Origin of the sequence: Nisaea sp. (genome assembly GCF_039990255.1) — a bacterium.
Taxonomy (GTDB): Bacteria; Pseudomonadota; Alphaproteobacteria; order Thalassobaculales; family Thalassobaculaceae; genus Nisaea.
In genome coordinates, this window is record NZ_JBDXGG010000006.1 from 149,513 (window position 1) to 169,715 (window position 20,203).

5 protein-coding genes (1 of these 5 only partly in view) are annotated in these 20,203 nt (G+C 63.3%); all 5 read left to right on the top strand.

The features are described from left to right. Positions 1-7,704: the final stretch of a non-ribosomal peptide synthase/polyketide synthase gene (locus tag ABJ076_RS04680; RefSeq protein WP_348190266.1), read on the top strand. 16,053 nt of this gene lie to the left of the window's left edge; only the last 7,704 of its 23,757 coding nucleotides appear in the window; the start codon falls outside the window, past its left edge; the stop codon is at positions 7,702-7,704. Further along, the gene (locus ABJ076_RS04685) at positions 7,704-13,583 is read left to right on the top strand and encodes an SDR family NAD(P)-dependent oxidoreductase (RefSeq protein ID WP_348190264.1); all 5,880 of its coding nucleotides are present in this window, start codon (positions 7,704-7,706) and stop codon (positions 13,581-13,583) included. The genes ABJ076_RS04680 and ABJ076_RS04685 overlap by 1 nt, the downstream gene beginning before the upstream one ends. Before the next feature lie 2 nt (positions 13,584-13,585). Then, on the top strand, positions 13,586-15,457 hold the full coding sequence (asnB, locus tag ABJ076_RS04690; RefSeq protein ID WP_348190262.1) for an asparagine synthase (glutamine-hydrolyzing): 1,872 nt from the start codon (positions 13,586-13,588) through the stop codon (positions 15,455-15,457). Between the two features lie 19 nt (positions 15,458-15,476). Continuing rightward, complete coding sequence (locus ABJ076_RS04695; protein ID WP_348190260.1) at positions 15,477-17,351, top strand: non-ribosomal peptide synthetase; 1,875 nt, start codon at positions 15,477-15,479, stop codon at positions 17,349-17,351. Then, a partial coding sequence (locus ABJ076_RS04700; protein WP_348202567.1) for an amino acid adenylation domain-containing protein occupies positions 17,348-20,203 on the top strand: 2,856 nt, incomplete at its 3' end. The genes ABJ076_RS04695 and ABJ076_RS04700, both read left to right, overlap by 4 nt.

The window sequence follows — 20,203 nt, forward strand, 5'->3', positions numbered from 1 at the left end:
AACACGCCGCTCGCGCTGCGCCTCACAGGGAAGCTCGACAAGGCCGCGCTGAAACAGGCCATCGACCAATTGATCGACCGTCACGAAGTACTGCGGACCGCATTCCGGAACGAGCACGGAGAGCCGGTTCAGGTCATCCTCGACCATCTCGACGTGCCATTGCAGGAAATCGACCTCACCGCGACACCGAAGGGCGCACGCGAGACCGCTATGCTGGCGGAGGCGGAACGAGCCGCCCGCGCGCCCTTCAAAGATCTCGGCGCGCCGCCTCTGCTGCGTGTGGAACTCGTCATCCTGGGGCCAGAAGAGCATGTACTGCTGCTGACCGTGCATCACATCATCATCGACGGCTGGTCACTCAACGTCCTGACCCGCGAACTCGCTCACGCTTATCGAGCCCATTTGCACGGTGCGCCGGAAACCCTCCCGCCATTGCCGGTCCAGTATGCGGATTTCGCCGCATGGCAACGAAGCTGGCTGCGCGGCGAGGTTCTGGAGCAACAACTTTCCTATTGGCGCCAACAACTTGCAGACGCGCCTCCGATGCTCTCACTGCCAACAGACAGACCACGCCCGGCGATACAGAGCTTCCGGGGAGGCAGCCTGCGCTTCACCATTGATGCCGTAACGCGCGATCGGCTGAAGGAGCTGAGCCGGACTCATAACGCGACCCTGTTCATGACCCTGCTGACCGGCTTTGCCGCGCTGCTGTACCGCTATAGCGGCCAGGACGACATCGTCATCGGATCGCCGATCGCCAACCGCACCAACGCCCAGAGCGAGGATCTCGTTGGCTTCTTCGTCAATACACTGGCCTTGCGGGTGAGGCTGTCAGAGCATTCCGACATTCCGAGCCTGCTCGATCAGGTCCGCCAGACCGCACTCGATGCCTATGCGCATCAGGACCTCCCGTTCGAACATCTGGTCGACGAGTTGCAGCCGGACCGGGACCTCAGCCGCAATCCGGTCTTCCAGGTCATGATGGCGCTGCAGAACATGCCGCTTGAGCAAAGCGATGTGGAAGGCCTGCAGCTCAGCCCTGTCCATATCGACCGCCGTGCCGCTTTGTTCGATCTGGTGCTGGACTTCTGGGACGTGGATGACGGACTGCAGGGCGTCATCGAATATAACCGCGACCTCTTCGACCATCAGACGGTCGAGCGCATGGTCGGTCACTTCGCGGTACTGTTGCAGGCAATCGCGGAGACGCCCGAGCGGACGATCGATGCGTTACCGCTGATGGAGACGGACGAGCGGGCGGCGGTCCTGGCACTGTCGAACGGGCCGGAAATTGTACATCCGGTCTCACAGAGCCTAGCCGAAGCGTTCGAGAGCCAGGTCTCAGCGACGCCGGAGCGGGTGGCGGCCGAGGCGCACGGGATCAGCATCGATTATGCGGAGCTGAACCGGAGAGCCAACCGGCTCGCCAATCTGCTGATCGCGCTGGATGTCGCCCCGGGCGACCCGGTCGCCATCCTGGTGCCGCGCGGCCTCGATTACCTCGCGAGCGTGCTCGGGATCATCAAGGCGGGGGGAATGTTCCTGCCGCTCGACACGGCTTATCCGGGCGCCCGGCTGCGTCACATGCTGGAGGACAGCAGTGCCGCCATACTGGTGGCGAACGGAGTAGATCTCTCGGCGCTCTCGGAGGACGGCCTGCCGGAGACGCTCGGTGATGTGGTTCTCGTCGGCGGCGCCACGAAACTGGAGGACAGTCCGGTCGGAGTCCGGCTGCATATGGCCAGCGCGCTCTCCGCGCAATCGGACACAAACCCGCCAATCGTCAACGGCCCCCGCGATCCGCTCTACCTACTCTACACATCGGGCTCGACGGGACGGCCGAAAGGCGCGCTGGTGCGTCACGAAGGGGCCCTCAACCACATCTTCGCCGAGTTCCGCCTGCTCGATTTCGGGGCCGACGGGGCCATCCTGCAAAGCGCGCCCGCATCCTCGGACATCTCTGTCTGGCAATGCCTGGGTCCGCTTCTGGTCGGTGGACGTGTCGTCTTCGCTGATTTCGAAACCGTCGCCTCTCCACGCGCCCTTTTCTCATTGATCAGAGAAAGCCACGTCAGCCTGATTGAGCTGGTACCGGTGGTGCTCGAAAGCCTGATGAACGAGGCGGACGGAATGCCTGACGACCGCAGGGCACTTCCCGATCTCGCCTCGGCGATGGTTACGGGAGAGGCCGTCTCGGTCGCTCTGGTGAACCGCTGGCTCTCGCTCTGGCCCGATATCTCGCTGATCAATGCCTACGGGCCGACTGAAGCGGCCGACGATGTATGCCAGAGCGTGATCGATACACCGCTTCCGGCTGAACAGGTTACGGTCCCGATCGGGATGCCCGTCGACAACATGTCCACCCTCATTCTGGACACATCGCTCGCGCTGCAGCCTATCGGCGTGCCCGGCGAGATCTGCGTCAGCGGTATCGGCGTCGGGGACGGATACTGGCGCCGTCCGGAACTGACTGCGGAGGTGTTCGTCGACAACCCGCATTCGGAAGAAACATTTGGCAAGCGTCTTTACCGGACGGGCGATCTCGGACGCCGGCGTCCCGACGGCACTCTGGAATATCTCGGCCGCATCGACGGACAGGTGAAAATCCGGGGCTTCCGGGTCGAGCTGGGCGAGATCGAAGCAGCCATCGCCCGTAACACGCAGATCCGTGAGGTTCTGGTCCAGGACTATCTGGACACCGAGGGCGAGCGCCGTCTCGCCGCCTATTTGCAGGTCCGGATGCCGAGCGCCGAGGCCTCCGAGCTGGTGCAGGATCAGGTCGCGCTCTGGAAAGAGCTGCACGAGGCCAGCTACGCGGACGAAAGCGTCGCTGAAGAGGATGCCACCTTCAACACCATCGGGTGGGACAGCACCTTCACTGGCGAGCCTCTTTCCGAGGAAGAAATGCGGGAATGCGTGGATAACGCGATTTCACGCATTCTGGAGCTTAACCCGAAACACCTGCTGGAAATCGGCTGCGGCACCGGCCTGCTGCTCTATCGCCTTGTGCCGGAATGCGAGAGCTATCTAGGAACTGATCTTTCGGCTGTTGCCATCGAGCAATTGAAGGTGCGGCAGAACCGGCTTCCGGTCGAGCGGCTGAGCCAGGCCGCGTTGCGTGCGCAGACTGCCGACGACTTCCAGGGGATCGCAGCGGGCAGCTTCGACACGCTCGTGCTGAATTCGGTGATCCAGTATTTCCCGAGCCACGATTACCTCCTGGCCGTCCTGCGCGAAGCCGTCGAGCGCTGCGCCGATGGCGGCTCGATCTTTGTCGGAGACGTGCGGAGCCTGCCGCTGCTGCGCGGCTATCACGGTGCCGTGCAATGCTTCAAGGCGGAGTCCGACCTCACCAGCGCCGACCTTTCGGAGCGGATCGAGGATCACCTGGCGCGCGAGCAGGAACTTGCCGTCGCGCCCGCCTTCTTCGATGTTCTTGGCCGCATGTTGCCGCGTGTCGCGGGTGTGGAGATCCGGCCGAAACGCGGCGCGGTCCATAACGAGATGACCTGCTTCCGCTATGACGTGGTCATCCGCGTCGGAGCGGAAACGGCCGACCCGGCGCCGATCGACTGGGAGGACTGGCGAGCCGATCGTCCCGGTCTGGACGACATCCGGAACCGGCTTCAGACGGAAGGCGGTCAGCTCGCGATCCGTAATATTCCCAATGCACGGCTCGACGAGATGCGGGCTCTGCTCGACTGGCTCGACGAGGCAGATACGGGCGATAAGGTCGAGGCAGCACGGACCCGGATGCAGGCAGCAACCGGTCAGGGGCTCGATCCCGAAGCTCTCTGGAGCCTGCAGGAGACACTTCCTGTCACGGCCGAGATTTTCTGGGAGCCCGAAAGCGATTGCGGCGCGCTCGCGGTACTGTTCCGGCCAACGGGTCACGCCCCCATAGATGGCGCCTGGTCCAGCCTGACGGGACAGGAGGAAACTCCATCTTCTCTGCCGTCCGACGATCCATTCTTCGGGCTGACCAACAATCCGCTGAGCGAAAGCTTTACCCGGCACCTGTTGCCACGGCTGCGGCAGGACCTGAGAGACAGCCTGCCCGAGCACATGATCCCGTCCGGCTTCGTCGTGTTGGACCGCTTCCCACTGATGCCGAACGGCAAGGTCGACCGGCAGGCGCTTCCGGCGCCCCGGATGCAGACGCTTGCTTCGGGCACGGGATCCGCGCCCACCACAGCAACCGAAACCGCCATGCAGGAAATCTGGGCGGAAGTGCTCGGCATCGCACCGCCGGGCACGGAGGAGAATTTCTTCGAGCTGGGCGGGCACAGCCTCAAGGCGACCCAGGTGCTCAGCCGCTTGCAGGACCGGCTTCGGAAAGAGCTGACGCTGCGCGACATCTTCAGCAACCCGACCATCTCGGCCCTTTCGGAGCTGCTTGACCAACAGGTCGACGTCGACGCGACACCGATCGCGAAAGTGCCAGACGAAGCGGATTATCCGGTCTCCTATGCACAACAACGCCTCTGGTTCCTGTCCCAGATGGACGGCGGCGAGGCCTACCACATGGTCGACAGCCTGCGGGTCCGGGGACTGCTCGACGTGGAGAGCCTGCGTTTCGCACTCGGCTCCGTCGTCGCGCGCCACGAAAGTCTCAGGACCTCCTTCTTCGAGCGCGACGGGGTATTGCGCCAGCGCGTCGAGGAGCCAGACGAGGCCCCGTTGGACCTTGTCGATCTGAGCGATGCGCCGGATCCGCTCGAAGCAGCCCGGCAACGCGCCCTTACCGATGCGGGCCAGGGATTCGACCTGACGCGGGCGCCGCTCATCCGATTGCATCTTCTCCAGCTCGGCGCAGACGATCATGTGCTGCTGTTCAACATGCACCACATCGTCTCGGACGGCTGGAGCATGGACGTGCTGGTCCGCGAGGTTATCGCGCTCTATCGGGCCAGAACAGAGAACGGCAGCGCAAACCTGCCATCGCTCCCGATCCAGCACCGCGACTGTGTCGCCTGGCAGACGGAACGGCTTAGCAAACGTGCCGAAGAGCATCGTGAATTCTGGCGCGCCAAATTGGGAGACCTGCCGCCGCCGCTGGACCTGCCGGCCGATTTCCCGCGCCCGCCGGTCAAGACCTACAGCGGCGGAAAGCTCCGGCAAACCCTCGACGCGGGCACTCTGGGTGCTCTAAACGATCTCGCCAGAGCGCACGGCACGAGCCTCTTCATGGTGCTAACAGCGCTGGTGAAAATCTTCCTGCACCGGATCAGCGGCGCGGAAGATATCAGCCTCGGTGTTCCTGCCGCCGGGCGCGGCCATATCGACCTGGAAAACCAGATCGGTTTCTTCGTCAACACCCTGGTCCTGCGCGACCGGATGAGTGGGGCGGAAAGTTTCACCGACATTCTCGACCGGGTGCGCCGGACCTCCATCGCGGCCTACGCCCACGAGGATTACCCCTTCGACGAGATCGTGCGCGATCTCAATGTGCCGCGCGACCCAAGCCGCAATCCACTGTTCGACGTGATGGTCGCGTTCCAGAACACGGAGAATGTCGCCTTCGATCTTCCGGGTCTGGAAGTCTCCTCGCTCTCCCTCGATTACGGCACGACCCAGTTCGACCAGCTCTGGAGCTTCACGGAGACCGATACGGGGCTGCAGGTGGAACTCCGCTTCAACAGGGATCTGTTCGAGGAAGCCAGCATCGCGCGTCAGCTCGAATGCTGGGTGACGCTTGTCGAAAATGCTCTCGAAACACCGGAAGACTCCATCGGGCGCCTGCCGCTTCTCACTTCCGACGAACGGTCGGCGCTGCTCTCCAGAGCCACTCCCGATATCACCGTCAAACCGGCGCACCGGAGCCTGACGAAATGGTTCGAGGCGCAGGCTGCCGCCAGCCCGGATGCCATCGCGGTCAGCGACGGCGAAACACAGCTGAGCTATGCGGAACTGAACAGGCAGGCAAACCGGCTGGCCCACCGCTTGGGTACGCTGATGGACATTCCGGACGGCGGTCCACCGCCGCTGATCGGACTCTGCCTGCCGCGCAGCCCGGAGCTCATCGTCGGTATGCTCGCTATCCTGAAAGCGGGCGGGGCCTATCTGCCGCTGGATCCGAACGCTCCGGCCGCGCGTCTTGAATTCATCCTGAAGGACGCGCAGGCGCCGGCTCTGATCACGCGCAGCGAGTTCGCGTCCCTCGCCGAAGAGGGGAGCTGCGCGCTCTGCCTGCTCGACGAGGCCTATACCCACGACACGGAGGAAGACAGCAATCCGGACCTCCCGCAAAACCCGGACCGTGCGGCCTATGTCATCTACACGTCCGGCAGCACCGGACAGCCGAAAGGCACCGTTATCACCCACGCCAACGCGATGCGTCTGTTCACCGCGACGGATCACTGGTTCGACTTCGGCCCCGAAGACGTCTGGACACTGTTCCATTCCTTCGCCTTCGATTTTTCTGTCTGGGAGTGCTGGGGCGCGCTTCTGCATGGCGGGCGGCTGGTTATCGTTCCCTTCGACGTCAGCCGTGCGCCCGACCGCTTCCTTGAGCTACTCGAGCGGGAACAGGTCACGGTTCTGAACCAGACGCCTTCCGCCTTCCGGCAGTTGCTGAAAGCCGATCCGGAGCAGGCCACCCCGCTTGCCCTGCGCTATGTGATCTTCGGCGGCGAAGCCCTTGATCCGACGATGCTTCGGCCCTGGTTCGAGCAGCGCGGCGACAGCACTCCGCAACTCGTAAACATGTACGGTATTACCGAGACGACAGTTCACGTGACCTATCGGCCGCTTTCTGCCTCCGACGCGGAAAGACCGGCCAGCCTGATCGGCGAGCCGATCCCCGACTTGCAGCTCTATGTCCTGAATGACGCTCTGGAACCCGTGCCAGATGGAATTCCGGGCGAGCTGCTTGTCGGCGGCGCCGGCCTTGCCATGGGCTACCTGGAGCGCCCGGACCTTACTGCCGAGCGCTTCATCGAGAATCCGTACCGTCCCGGTGAACGGCTCTACCGGACCGGCGACAAGGTGCGGCGGCGCAATGACGGAGAACTTGAGTACCTCGGCCGTCTCGACAGCCAGGTGAAGATACGTGGCTTCCGTATCGAGCTTGGCGAGATATCCGCCTGTCTCAATCAGCACGAGGATGTGCGCGAGGCTGCCGTCAGCATCCATGAACGGGACGGCGACAAATTCCTCGCCGGCTATTACGTGCCGCAAGGGGCGGCCCACGACGCCGAGGACCTGCGCCGTCATCTTCAGGCGCAGCTTCCCGCCTACATGGTGCCGTCGCGTTTCATCGCGCTTGAGCATCTGCCGCTGACGATCAACGGCAAGCTCGACCACCGCGCCTTGCCCGCCCCGGAGACAATCGAGGTCGAAGAGGCTGGACGTGCGCCGGGCACCGGGATGGAAGAGCAAGTCCTCAATATCTGGCGCGAATTGCTCGGCCATCCGGGGCTCGGTGTCGAACAGAATGTGTTCGAGCACGGCGCGCATTCCGTGCTCGCCGTCCGCGCCCGCGCCCGCATTCAGACCCTACTGGGGCGCGAGTTGAACATCGTCCTGCTGTTCCAGCACCCGACACCCGCCGCCCTCGCAGCGGCCCTTGAAGCACCGGAGGAAACCTCCGGCGGGGCCAAGGGCTTCGGAGACGGTAGCGACCGGGCAGCAAAGCGGCGAGGGGCTGCGCGCGGGCGCAAAACACCACGAGCACGTGGCAAACAACAAGGAGCGCAAACCTGATGACCGCAGAAAATACAGTTCCGGACAGGGACCTGATCGCGATTGTTGGTATGGCGGGGCGTTTTCCGCAGGCGGACGGGGTGGAAGCCCTCTGGCAGCTTCTGCGCGAGGGACGCGAGGGGCTGACACATTTCGAGGCCGATGAGCTGCACCAAGCGGGCGTTCCTGAAGAATTGTCCGGACACCCCGCCTACGTGCCGGTGAACGGCGCACTCTCCGATATTGAGATGTTCGACTCTGCCTTCTTCCAGATGCCCCCGAGCGAGGCCCGGATCACCGATCCGCAACACCGGGTCATGCTGGAGCTGGCATGGAACGCACTGGAAAACAGTGGCCACGATCCGGACCTCTATGGCGGCAGCATCGGCGTTTATGTCGGCTGCGGGCCCAGCAGCTACCTGCTCAACAATCTGTATCCCAATCGTGCCGCACTCTCTGGAAACGGCGAGTTGCCGATCCAGATCGGCAACAACAAGGATTATCTGGCGACCAGGATTTCCTACAAGCTGAACCTCACCGGGCCTAGTGTGGGCATCGCAACCGCCTGCTCGACATCGCTCGTGGCAGTCCATTTCGCGGCTCAGGCCCTGCTCGGTTTCGAATGCGATATGGCGCTGGCGGGCGGGGCGTCGATCCAGCTTCCACAGGACATGGGGTATCTGCATCAGGACGGCGGAATTCTTTCCCCCGACGGCCACTGCCGCGCTTTCGATGCCGATGCCAAAGGCACAGTAGGCGGCAATGGAGCAGCCATTGTCGTTCTCAAGCGCCTTGCTGACGCTGAGGCAGACGGTGACCGCATTCACGCAATCATCCGGGGTTCCGCCGTCAACAATGACGGCGCACACAAGGCCGGATACACCGCGCCCAGCGTTGCCGGTCAGGCAAGCGTCATCGCCGAAGCGCAGGACGTGGGTGAGGTCGATCCCGCGAGCATCGGCTATATCGAAGCCCACGGCACAGGGACCACGCTGGGCGATCCAATCGAGATCGCAGCACTCAACGAGGTTTTCGGCGCAAGCGACACGGAACGCCATCTGGGTTCGGTCAAAACCAATCTCGGCCATCTGGACGAGGCCGCCGGCATAACGGGCCTGATCAAGGCGACGCTGGCACTCCAGCACCAGGAGATTCCGCCGAGCCTGCATTTCAAACGCCCGAACCCGGAAATCGACCTTTCCGCTTCCAGCTTTACCGTGAACGACACTCTCCGCCCGTGGCCTGCGCCGTCGCGCAACGCACCGCGGCGGGCCGGTGTCAGCTCCTTCGGTATCGGCGGCACCAACGCCCATGTGGTTCTAGAGGAAGCGCCGGAGAGAGAGGTCAGTCCCGACACGCGACCGTTCCAGCTCCTGCCGGTCAGCGCGCGGAGTGGACCTGCCCTTGCCAAACGCATTCAGGAATTGGCGTCCTGGCTTGAAGCGCATCCGGAAGAGTCCCTTGGCGACACCGCCTTCACGCTGCAATGCGGACGCCGGGCGTTCAGCCATCGCGCCACCATTGTGGCCGGAGACAGCGCGGAAGCGCGCGAAGCGCTGCGCCGGGTCGATGCCAGCGCATACTCGGCCACGCCGGAAAATGCACCGCCCGTCGTATTCCTCTGCAGCGGACAGGGAAGCCAGTATCCGGGCATGACCCGGGTACTTTACCGGGACGAGCCGGTTTTCCGTGCCGCAATGGATGACTGCGCAGACCGCCTGCATCCCCATCTCGGACTAGACCTTCGCGGCCTGCTTTATCCTGAACCGGGAATGAACGAGGAAGAGGCGGCAGACCGGCTGCGTCAGACGGCCATCGCCCAGCCTGCCCTGTTCGCGGTCGAATACGCGATGGCCGCTCTCTGGCGTCATTGGGGCGTAGAGCCGACGGCATTGATCGGCCACAGCCTCGGCGAATATGTCGCGGCCTGCCTTTCCGGTGTGATGGATCTCGATACCGCACTGGCGCTCGTCGCCGCCCGTGGCCGCCTGATGCAATCCGCCCCGTCCGGCGCCATGCTGGCCGTCGCGCTGCCGCGTCGGAAGCTGGAAGAATTTCTCGGCGATGGGTTGGAGATCGCCGCAATCAACGCGCCCGACCGCTGCGTGATCAGCGGCACCTGCGATGCGATCGAAGCGCTCTCCGAACAGCTCGAAAAAGCGGGACATCAGGCGCAGAGGCTGGCTGTGTCCCATGCCTTTCATTCCGCCCTGATGGACCCGATCCTGGAGGATTTCGCCCGCGAACTCGAACGCCACACGCTGAACGCTCCCTCGGTCCCATACGTGTCCAACGTGACCGGAACCTGGATCACCAATGAAGAAGCGCGCGGCCCCGCTGCCTACCTGCGTCATCTGCGCGCGCCGGTCGCCTTTGCCGCCGGGATCGAGTGCGTGTTGAAAGACCATCCTGACGCCGTGTTCCTGGAAATCGGCCCTGGTCGCGCGCTGGCAAGCACGGCTGGCCGCATTGCAGGACCGAAGGTGCGAACGCTCTCCTCCCTGCCCGCCGCCGGAAGCGACGTTGACGACCACAAAGTCCTGCTCGCAAGCCTCGGCGCCCTCTGGTGCGCCGGGTTTGCCGTCGACTGGGACAATTTCTCGGAGCCGGATCTCGGCCGGGTGCCGTTGCCCGGCTACCCGTTCGAACGCACCCGCCACTGGGTCAATGCGGGAGCCACCGCCGAAATCGCCGCACCGGAACCGGAGGCCGGAAAACGGGCGGATATCGCCACATGGTTCTACACCCCCACCTGGAAACGACTGCCCTGGGGTGACGGGGGGCACGTCGCCACCGACGACAAATCTCCCTGGCTCCTGCTGGGCGATGGTGACGGGCTCGGCCTCGCCCTGGCAGAGCGCTTACGGGCACGCGGCGAGAATGTTGTCACGGTACGCAGAGGTCCCGGTTTTTTCAGCCTCACAGCCGACTCCTTTCTGGTCCGCCCGACGGCACATCAGGATTTCACCGCGATGCTGGAGGCACTGTCTCGCGATGGAAAAGCGCCTGCCCGCATTGTGCATCTCTGGTCTCTCGCGCCGGATGATCCCGACCAGGACGGCTTTGTCTTCCAGAGCCTGATCGCCACGGCGAGAGCACTCTCCGAACATGGCGCCGGACAGTCAGCGGAAATCACGCTCGTCTGCCGCGGCGTGGAGGAAGTTCACGGCGCGGAAGAGCTTTCTCCGCACGCCGCCGCCGCGATGGGTCCGGCCCTGGTGATCCCCCAGGAATTCCCCGGTCTTTCCTGCCGCAGCGTCGACATCGTCGATCCGGGCGACGACGAGGCTGCACGGCGCACATGCCTCGACACGCTGCTCCGCGTGCTGACCACCCCCAGCGCAGAGAAACGCATCGCCTTGCGTGGCCGGTACAAGTGGGGGCAAGTATTCGAGCCCGCCTCCCCGACCGCGCCTGAAGAAAGCCAGCCGAGCAAGCTCCGCCATCAGGGCGTCTATCTCATCACAGGCGGCCTCGGCCGGATTGGCCTGTTGCTGGCATCCTATCTTGCGGAACGCGCGGACGCCCGGCTCGTGCTGATCGGCCGCTCCGCCCCGACGGACGCACAATCCGGGCATATCGCCGCGATCGAACGAAACGGCGGCCGCGTGCTCGCCTTTCGTGCCGATGTAGGCAATCCGGAGGAAATGCGCGGCGCCAAGGCCAGAGCCGAAGCCGCGTTCGGCCGGATCGACGGGGTCATCCACGCCGCAGCCCTGCCCGCTTCCGAGAGCTATCGCGAAATCCCGATACTCACCGCCACCGAGCGTGCGCGGGAGTTCCACGCCAAAGTCGACGGATTGGCCGTGCTCGAGGAGGTCTTCGAGGAAACGCCGCCCGATTTCTTCATGCTCTTCTCCTCCCTCTCCGCCGTGCTCGGCGGCCTCGGTTTTGCAGCTTACGCAGCAGCCAACAGCATCCTCGACGCAACTGCCCGTGACCGCCAGCGCGCGGGCAACGCGGACTGGATCAGCGTCAATTGGGACGGGTGGGATTTCGAGACGACACGCGCCAGCGGCTCCGCACTCGAAAGCCGGCTGCGTAAGGCATCCATCACGACAGAGGAAGGAACACGCGCGTTCGACCTGCTGTTCAACAGCGCCTTCACCGGCCAGATCGCAGTCTCGACCAGTGACCTTTCGGCCCGGCTCGCACGTCAGCAAGTCCCGCATCGTCCCGAGGTAGACGAAAAAACCGCCTCTTCTTCCGATAACGAGAGTGCGGAATGCGGGACGGAGGCAATCATGACGTCAATCTGGTGTGCAGTTCTCGGCGTCGAGAAAATCGGCCCGAATGACGACTTTTTTGCCCTGAACGGGGATTCCCTGCTCGGCACGCAGCTGATGGCGCAGATCAACCGGCGTTTCGGCAGCCGGCTCCAGATTAAAACTCTCTTCGAGAAGCCGACCGTGGCCGGGCTCAGCGCCTTGATCGAGCAGGATCGATCGGCGGAAGACAGCGCGGAAGAGACGGCGAGCATCACCCCCGCCGAGACCGCCGCAGACTATCCCCTGACCCATGGCCAGAAACGGCTTTGGATCCTGTCCCAATCCCGCGAGGCCTCGGTTGCTTACAACATGGCCTACAATATGCGCCTTGGGGGAGCGCTGGACACAGAAGCGCTTCGTGGCGCATTTGCCCACATCGTCGATCGCCATGAAAGCCTCCGCACCGCCTTCACCACTCGGGAGGGCGAGCCGTGCCAGAGCGTGCGATCCGGTCTGCCTTTCATGCTGCCAGTTCGCGATCTTTCAGGCAGGGTAGATCCTGTCGCAGCGGCAAAAGAGACCGCCAGGACGGAAGCCAGACGGCCCTTCGACCTGACCCAGCCGCCGCTTCTGCGCGCCGAGCTGCTCCGCCTGTCAGACGAGGATCACGTGCTGCTGGTCAGCCTGCATCACATCGTCTGCGATGGGCTCAGCCTCAATGTTCTGATGCGCGAGTTGCACGAGGCTTACAACGCGCTGCGCGACAACACCAAACCGGCACATCAGCCGCTAACGCTGCAATACCGGGATTTCGCGGTCTGGCAGAACAGGCAGGTCGAAGGCGCGGCCATGACACAGCACCGCGCCTATTGGCTGGACAAGCTTCAAGGCGAGATACCGGCCCTGGACCTCGGCGGCCGCCGCATCGTCGGCACACGCGCCAGCTTCGACGGCGGGCAAGTCTTCGTCACCCTGGCGCGGACGGACCAGCAGCTCCTGGAAGATCTTTGCCGCGAGCAGCAGGTCACGCTTTTCATGGTGCTGACGGCAGCCTTCAAAATCCTGCTTCATCAGGCCAGCGGCCAGGAAGATATCGTCATCGGCACCCCCGTCGCGGGCCGTGAGGTGGCGGAACTCGACGGCCAGATCGGGCTTTACCTCAACAATCTGGTTCTGCGGGACCGTGTCACCCGGCGCGAAAGCTTCAAGGATCTGCTGCGTCAGGTGCGTACCACAGTGTCCGAAGCCTTCGCACATCAATCCTATCCTTACGACCGGCTGGTTGAGGACCTCTCTTCCACCGTCGTCGATGGGCGCACGCCACTCTTCGATGTGATGCTCAATCTGATGCCAAGTCAGGATCTGGATCTGCGCCTAGGCGATCTGAAGCTCGAAAGTTTCATGGCCGAGAACGAAACGACACTGTTCGGCCTGAACGTCATGGTCAACAACGGCGCATCGGGCCTCGCCATGGAGTTCGCCTATAACACCGATCGGCATGATGCGGTGACGATACGGGCGCTTGCCGACGGCTACCTGATCCTGCTCCGAAGCCTGGCGGCAGACCCGGAGCAAAGTGTGCGCGCTCTCTGCGCACGGCTCGGCAGGCGGACCGGAGAAGCCCCCTCCGAAACAGTAACCGCGAAAGCAGACTTCCTCTCCGGCGCACTCAATCTCGACGAGGTGTTCTAGGGATGTGTGGTTTTGTTGGATGCCATAGCCCGGGCATGTCGGCCGATTTCGACATGGCGCTTCTCCGGCGCATGACCGCCACCCTGGCGCACCGGGGGCCAGACAGTGAGATCGTCACCACCGAGCCTGGCCTCGCGCTCGGCTTTCGCCGGCTTGCGATTATCGATCTGGAAGGTGGCGAGCAACCGGTCAGGAACGAGGATGACGCAATCACCGTCGTCTGTAACGGCGAGATCTACAATCACCGGGAATTGCGCGACGACCTGATCCAGCGCGGTCACAGCTTCCGCGTCCGGGTCGACGTGGAGGTCCTGCCGCATCTCTACGAAGAATACGGCCCGTCCTTCGTCTCCCGGCTGAACGGCCAGTTCGCCTTTGTGCTCCATGACCGCACGCGCGGCAGGTTGCTGCTCGGACGGGATCAGGCCGGGATCGCGCCACTCTTCTATGTCTTTCGCGAGGGGACGCTGCTTTTCGCATCGGAAATCAAGGCACTGCTGCAACATCCGATGGTGAGCAGCAAGGTCGACATGACAGGTCTCGACCAGGTGCTGACCTTTCCGGGACCGGTAAGCCCGAACAGCCTTTTCGCGGACGTGCACAGCCTTCCGCCCGGCCATCTGCTCACACTGGAAAACGGCAAGCTCACCACCGAGGCCTATTGGGATCTCGACTATCCGCTGGCGAAGGATCTCGATCCGGCGGCGGAACCGGATTACGAAGATCTGGATCAGCGGCTGCGAAGCTCGGTCGCACGGCGCCTGCAGGCCGATGTCGATGTCGGTTTCTATCTGAGCGGTGGCCTCGATTCCTCCCTGATCGCCGCGCTGATCTGCGAACATGACCACGTACATAACCTGAACCGGCCCCGCCACGCCTTCTCCATCGGGTTCACCGACCAGCTGATCGACGAGCGCGAGCCGCAAGACCTGGTCGCCCGCCAGGTTGGTGCCCGCCACCACACGGAGGTCTTCGATGGCGAGGCGATCCGGGCCCGTCTGCGCCAGGCAGTCTGGCACGCCGAGGCGCCGCTTAAGGAATCTTACAACACCTGCTCTCTCGCCCTCTCCGGCCTCGTCCGCAACAACGCCCTCAAGGTTGTCCTGACGGGAGAGGGAGCGGATGAACTTTTCGGCGGTTATGTCGGCTACCGTCTCGACCAACAGCGCCGTGCGGGCGCGGATGATTTCAGCCTCGAGGCACAAAGCGCCCGCGAGGTCCAGGAACGTCTCTGGGGCGATCCGGACTTTTTCTACGAGCGTGACTACGGGGCGTTTGCGGAGATCAAGGCGGCGCTCTACGCGCCCGATGTCGCTGCCGGTCTTACTTCCTTCGATTGCTGCCGGGACACACCGCTCGACCGCTCAAAAATGATCGGACGCCACCCCCTGCACCAGAGATCCTATGCGGATTTCAAGCTTCGCCTCGCGGACCATCTGCTGTCCGATCATGGCGACAGGGTCGCCTATGCCCATTCGGTCGAGGCCCGCTATCCGTTTCTCGATCCCGACGTCATCGACTGGGTCCGCACGGCACCGCCCGATTGCCTAGTTCAGGGCATGACTGAAAAATATCCGCTGCGCCGTCTCGCCGCGCACCGCCTGCCGCCGGAAGTGACCAAGCGCGAGAAATTCGGCTTCGTCGCCCCCTCCAGCGCGTCGCTGCTGCAGGACGGCGCCGACTGGGTCGAGGACCTGCTGAGCCATGAACGGATCAAGCGCGCCGGTTATTTCAACGCCGACACGGTAGAGCGTCTGAAATCCCGTTATCGGCAACCCGGCTTCCGGCTGAACACAACTTTTGAGCCCGACCTTTTGATGATCGTCCTCTCCTTCGAACTCTTTCGGGAGTGTTTCGATGTCCCCCCTCTGTAAGCCCGCAAGGACCGTATCCATGAGTAAGTTGATTCCGCACCGCGTTTTCGAGCAAACCGCAGCCGCGAACGAAACCCGGACGGCGATAGAGGAACCGGGGCGCACAATCACCTACGCGGCGTTGAACGAGGCCGCCAACCGGGCTGCCCACGGACTGACGAAGAATCGCGCGCTGGGCCACGGCGATGTCGTCGCCCTGTCGATGCCAACCGGTGTGGACTACGTGATCGCCCTCCTCGCCGTGGCCAAGGCGGGCGGCGTCTTCCTGCCACTGGACCCAGCTGCCCCGCCCCGGCGTCAGGCGCAGATGCTCTCCGTCGCAGACCCAGTTCTGGCAATCTCCGACCAGGCTATCGAGCAACAACCCGGCCTCAAGGTTTGCAGCCTTGGGGAGCTGTCACTCGACCGGCCTGAAAACCCGGAACTCACGATCGAGGGAGACGATGCAAGCTACATCATCTTCACATCCGGCTCGACCGGCATGCCGAAAGCGATCCTCGGCAATCAGAAGGGCCTCAGCCATTTCCTGCATTGGGAGATCGGCGAATTTCAGCTCGGTGCGGAGAGCCGGATCAGCCAGCTCGCGCCCGCCACTTTCGATGTCAGCCTGCGTGATATTCTCGCGCCGCTGCTGGCAGGCGGAACGCTCTGTATCCCGCCGGACGACGCCCGCACCGACAGTCGTCGCCTGCTTAGCTGGCTGGAAACTGCAAAGGTCTCGCTGATCCATTGCGTGCCCTCGCTCTTCCGGCAACTCATGGCGGAACTAGCAGTGGGACCCACGTCTGAAGCGCACCTTCCCGATCTGCAGCATCTGCTTCTGGCGGGAGAACCGCTCTACGGCGCGGACGTCCAGCGCTGGCACGCGCTCATGGGGCAGCGCATCCAGCTCACCAATCTATATGGCCCATCCGAGACCACCCTCGCCAAGGCGTTCCATCGGATCGCGGAGACACCGGACGAGCCCGGCCGCATGGTGCCTGTCGGCAAACCGCTGCCCAACAGTGCACTTCTGATCATCAAGGACGGCGAGCTCTGCGATCCGGGCGAGATCGGAGAAGTCTTCATCAAGACGCCGTTCATGAGCAAGGGATATCTCGGGGCGCCCGAGCTAATGGCGGAGAGCTTCGTACAGAATCCTCTGACCCCGGATACGCCCGACATTATCTATCGGAGCGGGGATATCGGCCGTTATCTGGAAAACCATACGGTCGAGCTACTTGGCCGCAAGGACCAGCAGGTCAAGATCAACGGCATCCGGATCGAGTTGGCGGAGGTGGAAGCCGCAGTCCGGCAACATCACGGGATCGAGACCGCCATCGTCATCGCGCACCGTTCCTTGGCGGGTGAGCAGAGTTTGACCGCCTATTTCACAGCCGGACATGACCTTACCAGCGCCGATCTCCGGCACCATCTGACTGACTGGCTGCCGCCCGCTATGCAGCCCGCCCACTATGTGCAGATGGAGCAGTTCCCACTGAATCTGCACGGCAAGATCGACCGCCGCGCCCTGCCCCTGCCCGCCGACCTGCTTTACCAGGATGCGCCCTGTATCGCTCCTGCGAACGAAACCGAGACCAGCTTGGCCGCGCTTTGGGGCGAGGTGCTTGAGCTGGGGAAAGTCGGTGTGACGCACAGTTTCGTCGATCTCGGTGGCGACTCCCTGAAAGCCATCCGCGTGCTCTCACGCATCTACCAGACATTCCGTGTCGAGGTGAAGCTCCAGGAGCTTTTCCCGCATGGCACCGTGCGTGGACTTTCCCGTCTGCTCGCCAAACGCCCCGCCCGGCAGGAGCACTCATCTGAACCGAAGACAATCACGGCAGCAGCGGAAGGCGATCAGCCCTTCACAGAAAGCGGTCAAAGACGAAATGAAGCGGGAGGCCTGATATGACCACACCGGGACTCTCCCCGCTGAGCGACGCCGGATTGGACTTGCAGGATATCGGCCCGGCGCCTGCCTCTGAAACGCCCGGTTCCGCTGCCTGCATACAGGAAATAATCTATCCGGCATCCTTTGCGCAGCAACGCATCTGGGTCCTGTCCCAGATGGACAGTTCAGCCGATTCCTATGTCATCACGCGCGCTCTCAGGCTGCGCGGCCCAGTGGATATAGCCACCCTCTCGGTCACTCTAGACGGTATGATGGCCCGGCACGACATTCTCCGGACTCACTTCGTCATGCAGGAGGATGCGATGCGCCAGATCGTAGAGCCGCGCGTGTCGGCACTGCTGGTGGAGACTGACCTCAGCGGCACATCAGATCCGGACGCAGCCTGCCGCGCACTGCTTCAGAGCGACATGATGACCCCGTTTGATTTTGCCAGGGCGCCGCTCTGGCGAGCCCGGTTATGCAAGCTCGGGGACGAGGACTGGGTGCTTGCGCTGAACATCCATCACATCATCGCCGACGCCTGGTCGATTGAATTGCTTCAGCAGGAACTCGCTCTTCGCTATCAGGCGATCATCAAGGGGGCAGAGCCCACCATACCAAAGCCGTTACTCAAATACGGGGAATATGCGATCCGGCAACGAGCGCCGGATGCAGCACGAGCCATGCATATGGCCAAAGCCTACTGGCTTGAGAAGCTGGCGGCCCCCTCCCTTCTGGAGCTTCCGTCCGACAGGCTGAGCCCGTTCCGAAGCGGGCGGTCCGGAGCCCGCCTCAGGATCGATTTCGACCCGATCCATGTCCGCGGCTTGAAGGTATTGACCACACGACACGGTGCCTCCCTCTTCATGGCACTGACGGCCTTGCTCAAATTGCTGCTCTATCGCTACAGCCACCAGCGCGACATCATCGTCGGCACACCCGTCGCCGGGCGTGATCAGGCAGAGCTGGAGACGATTGTCGGTCTCTTCATGAATGTGGTCGCGCTGAGGGACGAGGTTGACCCAGGCGCGGGCTTCACCGCACTGCTCGATCAGGTCGCACGCACAGCCTTTGAGGCCTTTGCACATCAGCATTATCCACTGGAAGAACTGATCCGCGAACTCGGCATCGAGCGCGATGCCGCACGGGCGCCGCTCTTCAACGTGCTGATTGCATTGCAAAACGTCCCCGCGGCTGAAGCACTGGTCGCGGACCTGAAGGTCAGCCAATTCGAGGCCGGACCGGAGGCTGCTAAATACGACCTGCTCTTCGAATTCGCCGAGCATGCTGAAGGCCTTGTCCTCAATCTGATCTACAGCACAGACCTCTTCAGTGAAACCGCCATGGCGCGCCTTTGCGGCCATCTCCATCGACTGCTGGAGAGCATTCTTGCCGCACCCGAAGCGCCGGTCGGCACCCTGCCCTTGCTGACCCGTGCGGAGCGCCATGAGATCGACGGCTGGAGTGGTGGCGCCTCTGCATATCCGCGAGACGCTTCTCTCGCTGCGCTCTTCGAGGAGCAGGTGCAGGCGGCACCAGATGCAACCGCCCTTCGCTGCGGAGAGACGGAGGTAACCTACGCCGAACTGGACGAGCAGTCGGACAGGCTGGCCGCGTATATCGCCGCGCAGCATCAGCCCGCACCGGGCACCATCATCGGCCTCTGCCTGCCGCGCGGGGTCGATCTGATTGTGGCCATGCTCGCCACCCTGAAGACGGGCGCCGCCTATCTGCCGCTGGATCCGGATCTGCCTGCTGACCGCCTCGGCTATATGCTTGAGGAAGCCGAAGTCGCACTGGTTCTCAGCCATGAGGCGCTGGCGGGCGTTCTGCCAGAGGGCGGGCATGCATCCCTGCTGCTGGAGCGCGATGCGGATCTGATCGCCGCCTGTGACGCGGATGTTCCAGCGCCACAAAGCGACGGCGCAAGCCTCGCCTATGTCATGTACACCTCTGGCTCAACAGGACGCCCCAAGGGCGTCATGGTGCCACAGCGCGCCGTCACGCGGCTGGTCCGCAACACGGACTATATCGACATCAAACCCGGCGACCGTATCGCCCAGGCCGCAACACCCGTCTTCGATGCCGCCACCTTCGAGATCTGGGGAGCCCTGCTCAACGGTGCCGCCATCGAGCTCCTCGAACGCGACGACATCCTCGATCCAGACCGCTTCGCAACACTCCTGCGCGACGGCAGGTTCAATACGATGTTCCTGACCGCCACCCTGTTCAACAGGATGGCGCAGATCGACCCAAGCCTCTTTGCAAAGCTCGATACCCTGTTGGTCGGTGGTGAAGCACTTGACCCGCGTTGGATACGTGCGGTGCTCGAGGCCGAGCCGCCAACCCGTCTTCTGAACGGATACGGGCCGACCGAATGCACCACCTTCGCGGTCTGCCATCACATTACGGAGGTTCCTGAAGACGCCACTTCGATCCCCATTGGCGGGCCGATCGCCAACACCGTGGCCCACATTCTCGACCCGGACGGCACTCCCGTCCCGACAGGTATCGCAGGCGAGCTGCATCTCGGTGGCGACGGTCTCGCAGACGGGTACCTGGCGCAGCCGGAGCTGACCGGCGAGCGCTTCGTCACCCACCCGACCCTCGGGCGGCTCTACCGCACGGGCGATCTCTGCCGCTGGAACCAGTCCGGTGCCATCGACTATCTCGGACGCACCGATCACCAGATCAAGCTCCGCGGGTTCCGCATCGAACTCGGAGAGATCGAAGCCGCTCTCCGCGCCATACCCGCCGTCGAGGAAGCCGTCACCCTCCTCGCAGGCGAAGGAGAACACCGCCGCATCATTGCCTATGTCACTGGAACAGGTCTCGATAGCGCAACACTGCGGCGAGAACTCCAGACAGCTCTC

Bases quoted from the DNA above. Each gene is read 5' to 3' on its own strand.
- asnB (WP_348190262.1), top strand. From the start codon at position 13,586: ATGTGTGGTTTTGTTGGATGCCATAGCCCGGGCATGTCGGCCGATTTC.
- ABJ076_RS04685 (WP_348190264.1), top strand. From the start codon at position 7,704: ATGACCGCAGAAAATACAGTTCCGGACAGGGACCTGATCGCGATTGTT.
- ABJ076_RS04695 (WP_348190260.1), top strand. From the start codon at position 15,477: ATGAGTAAGTTGATTCCGCACCGCGTTTTCGAGCAAACCGCAGCCGCG.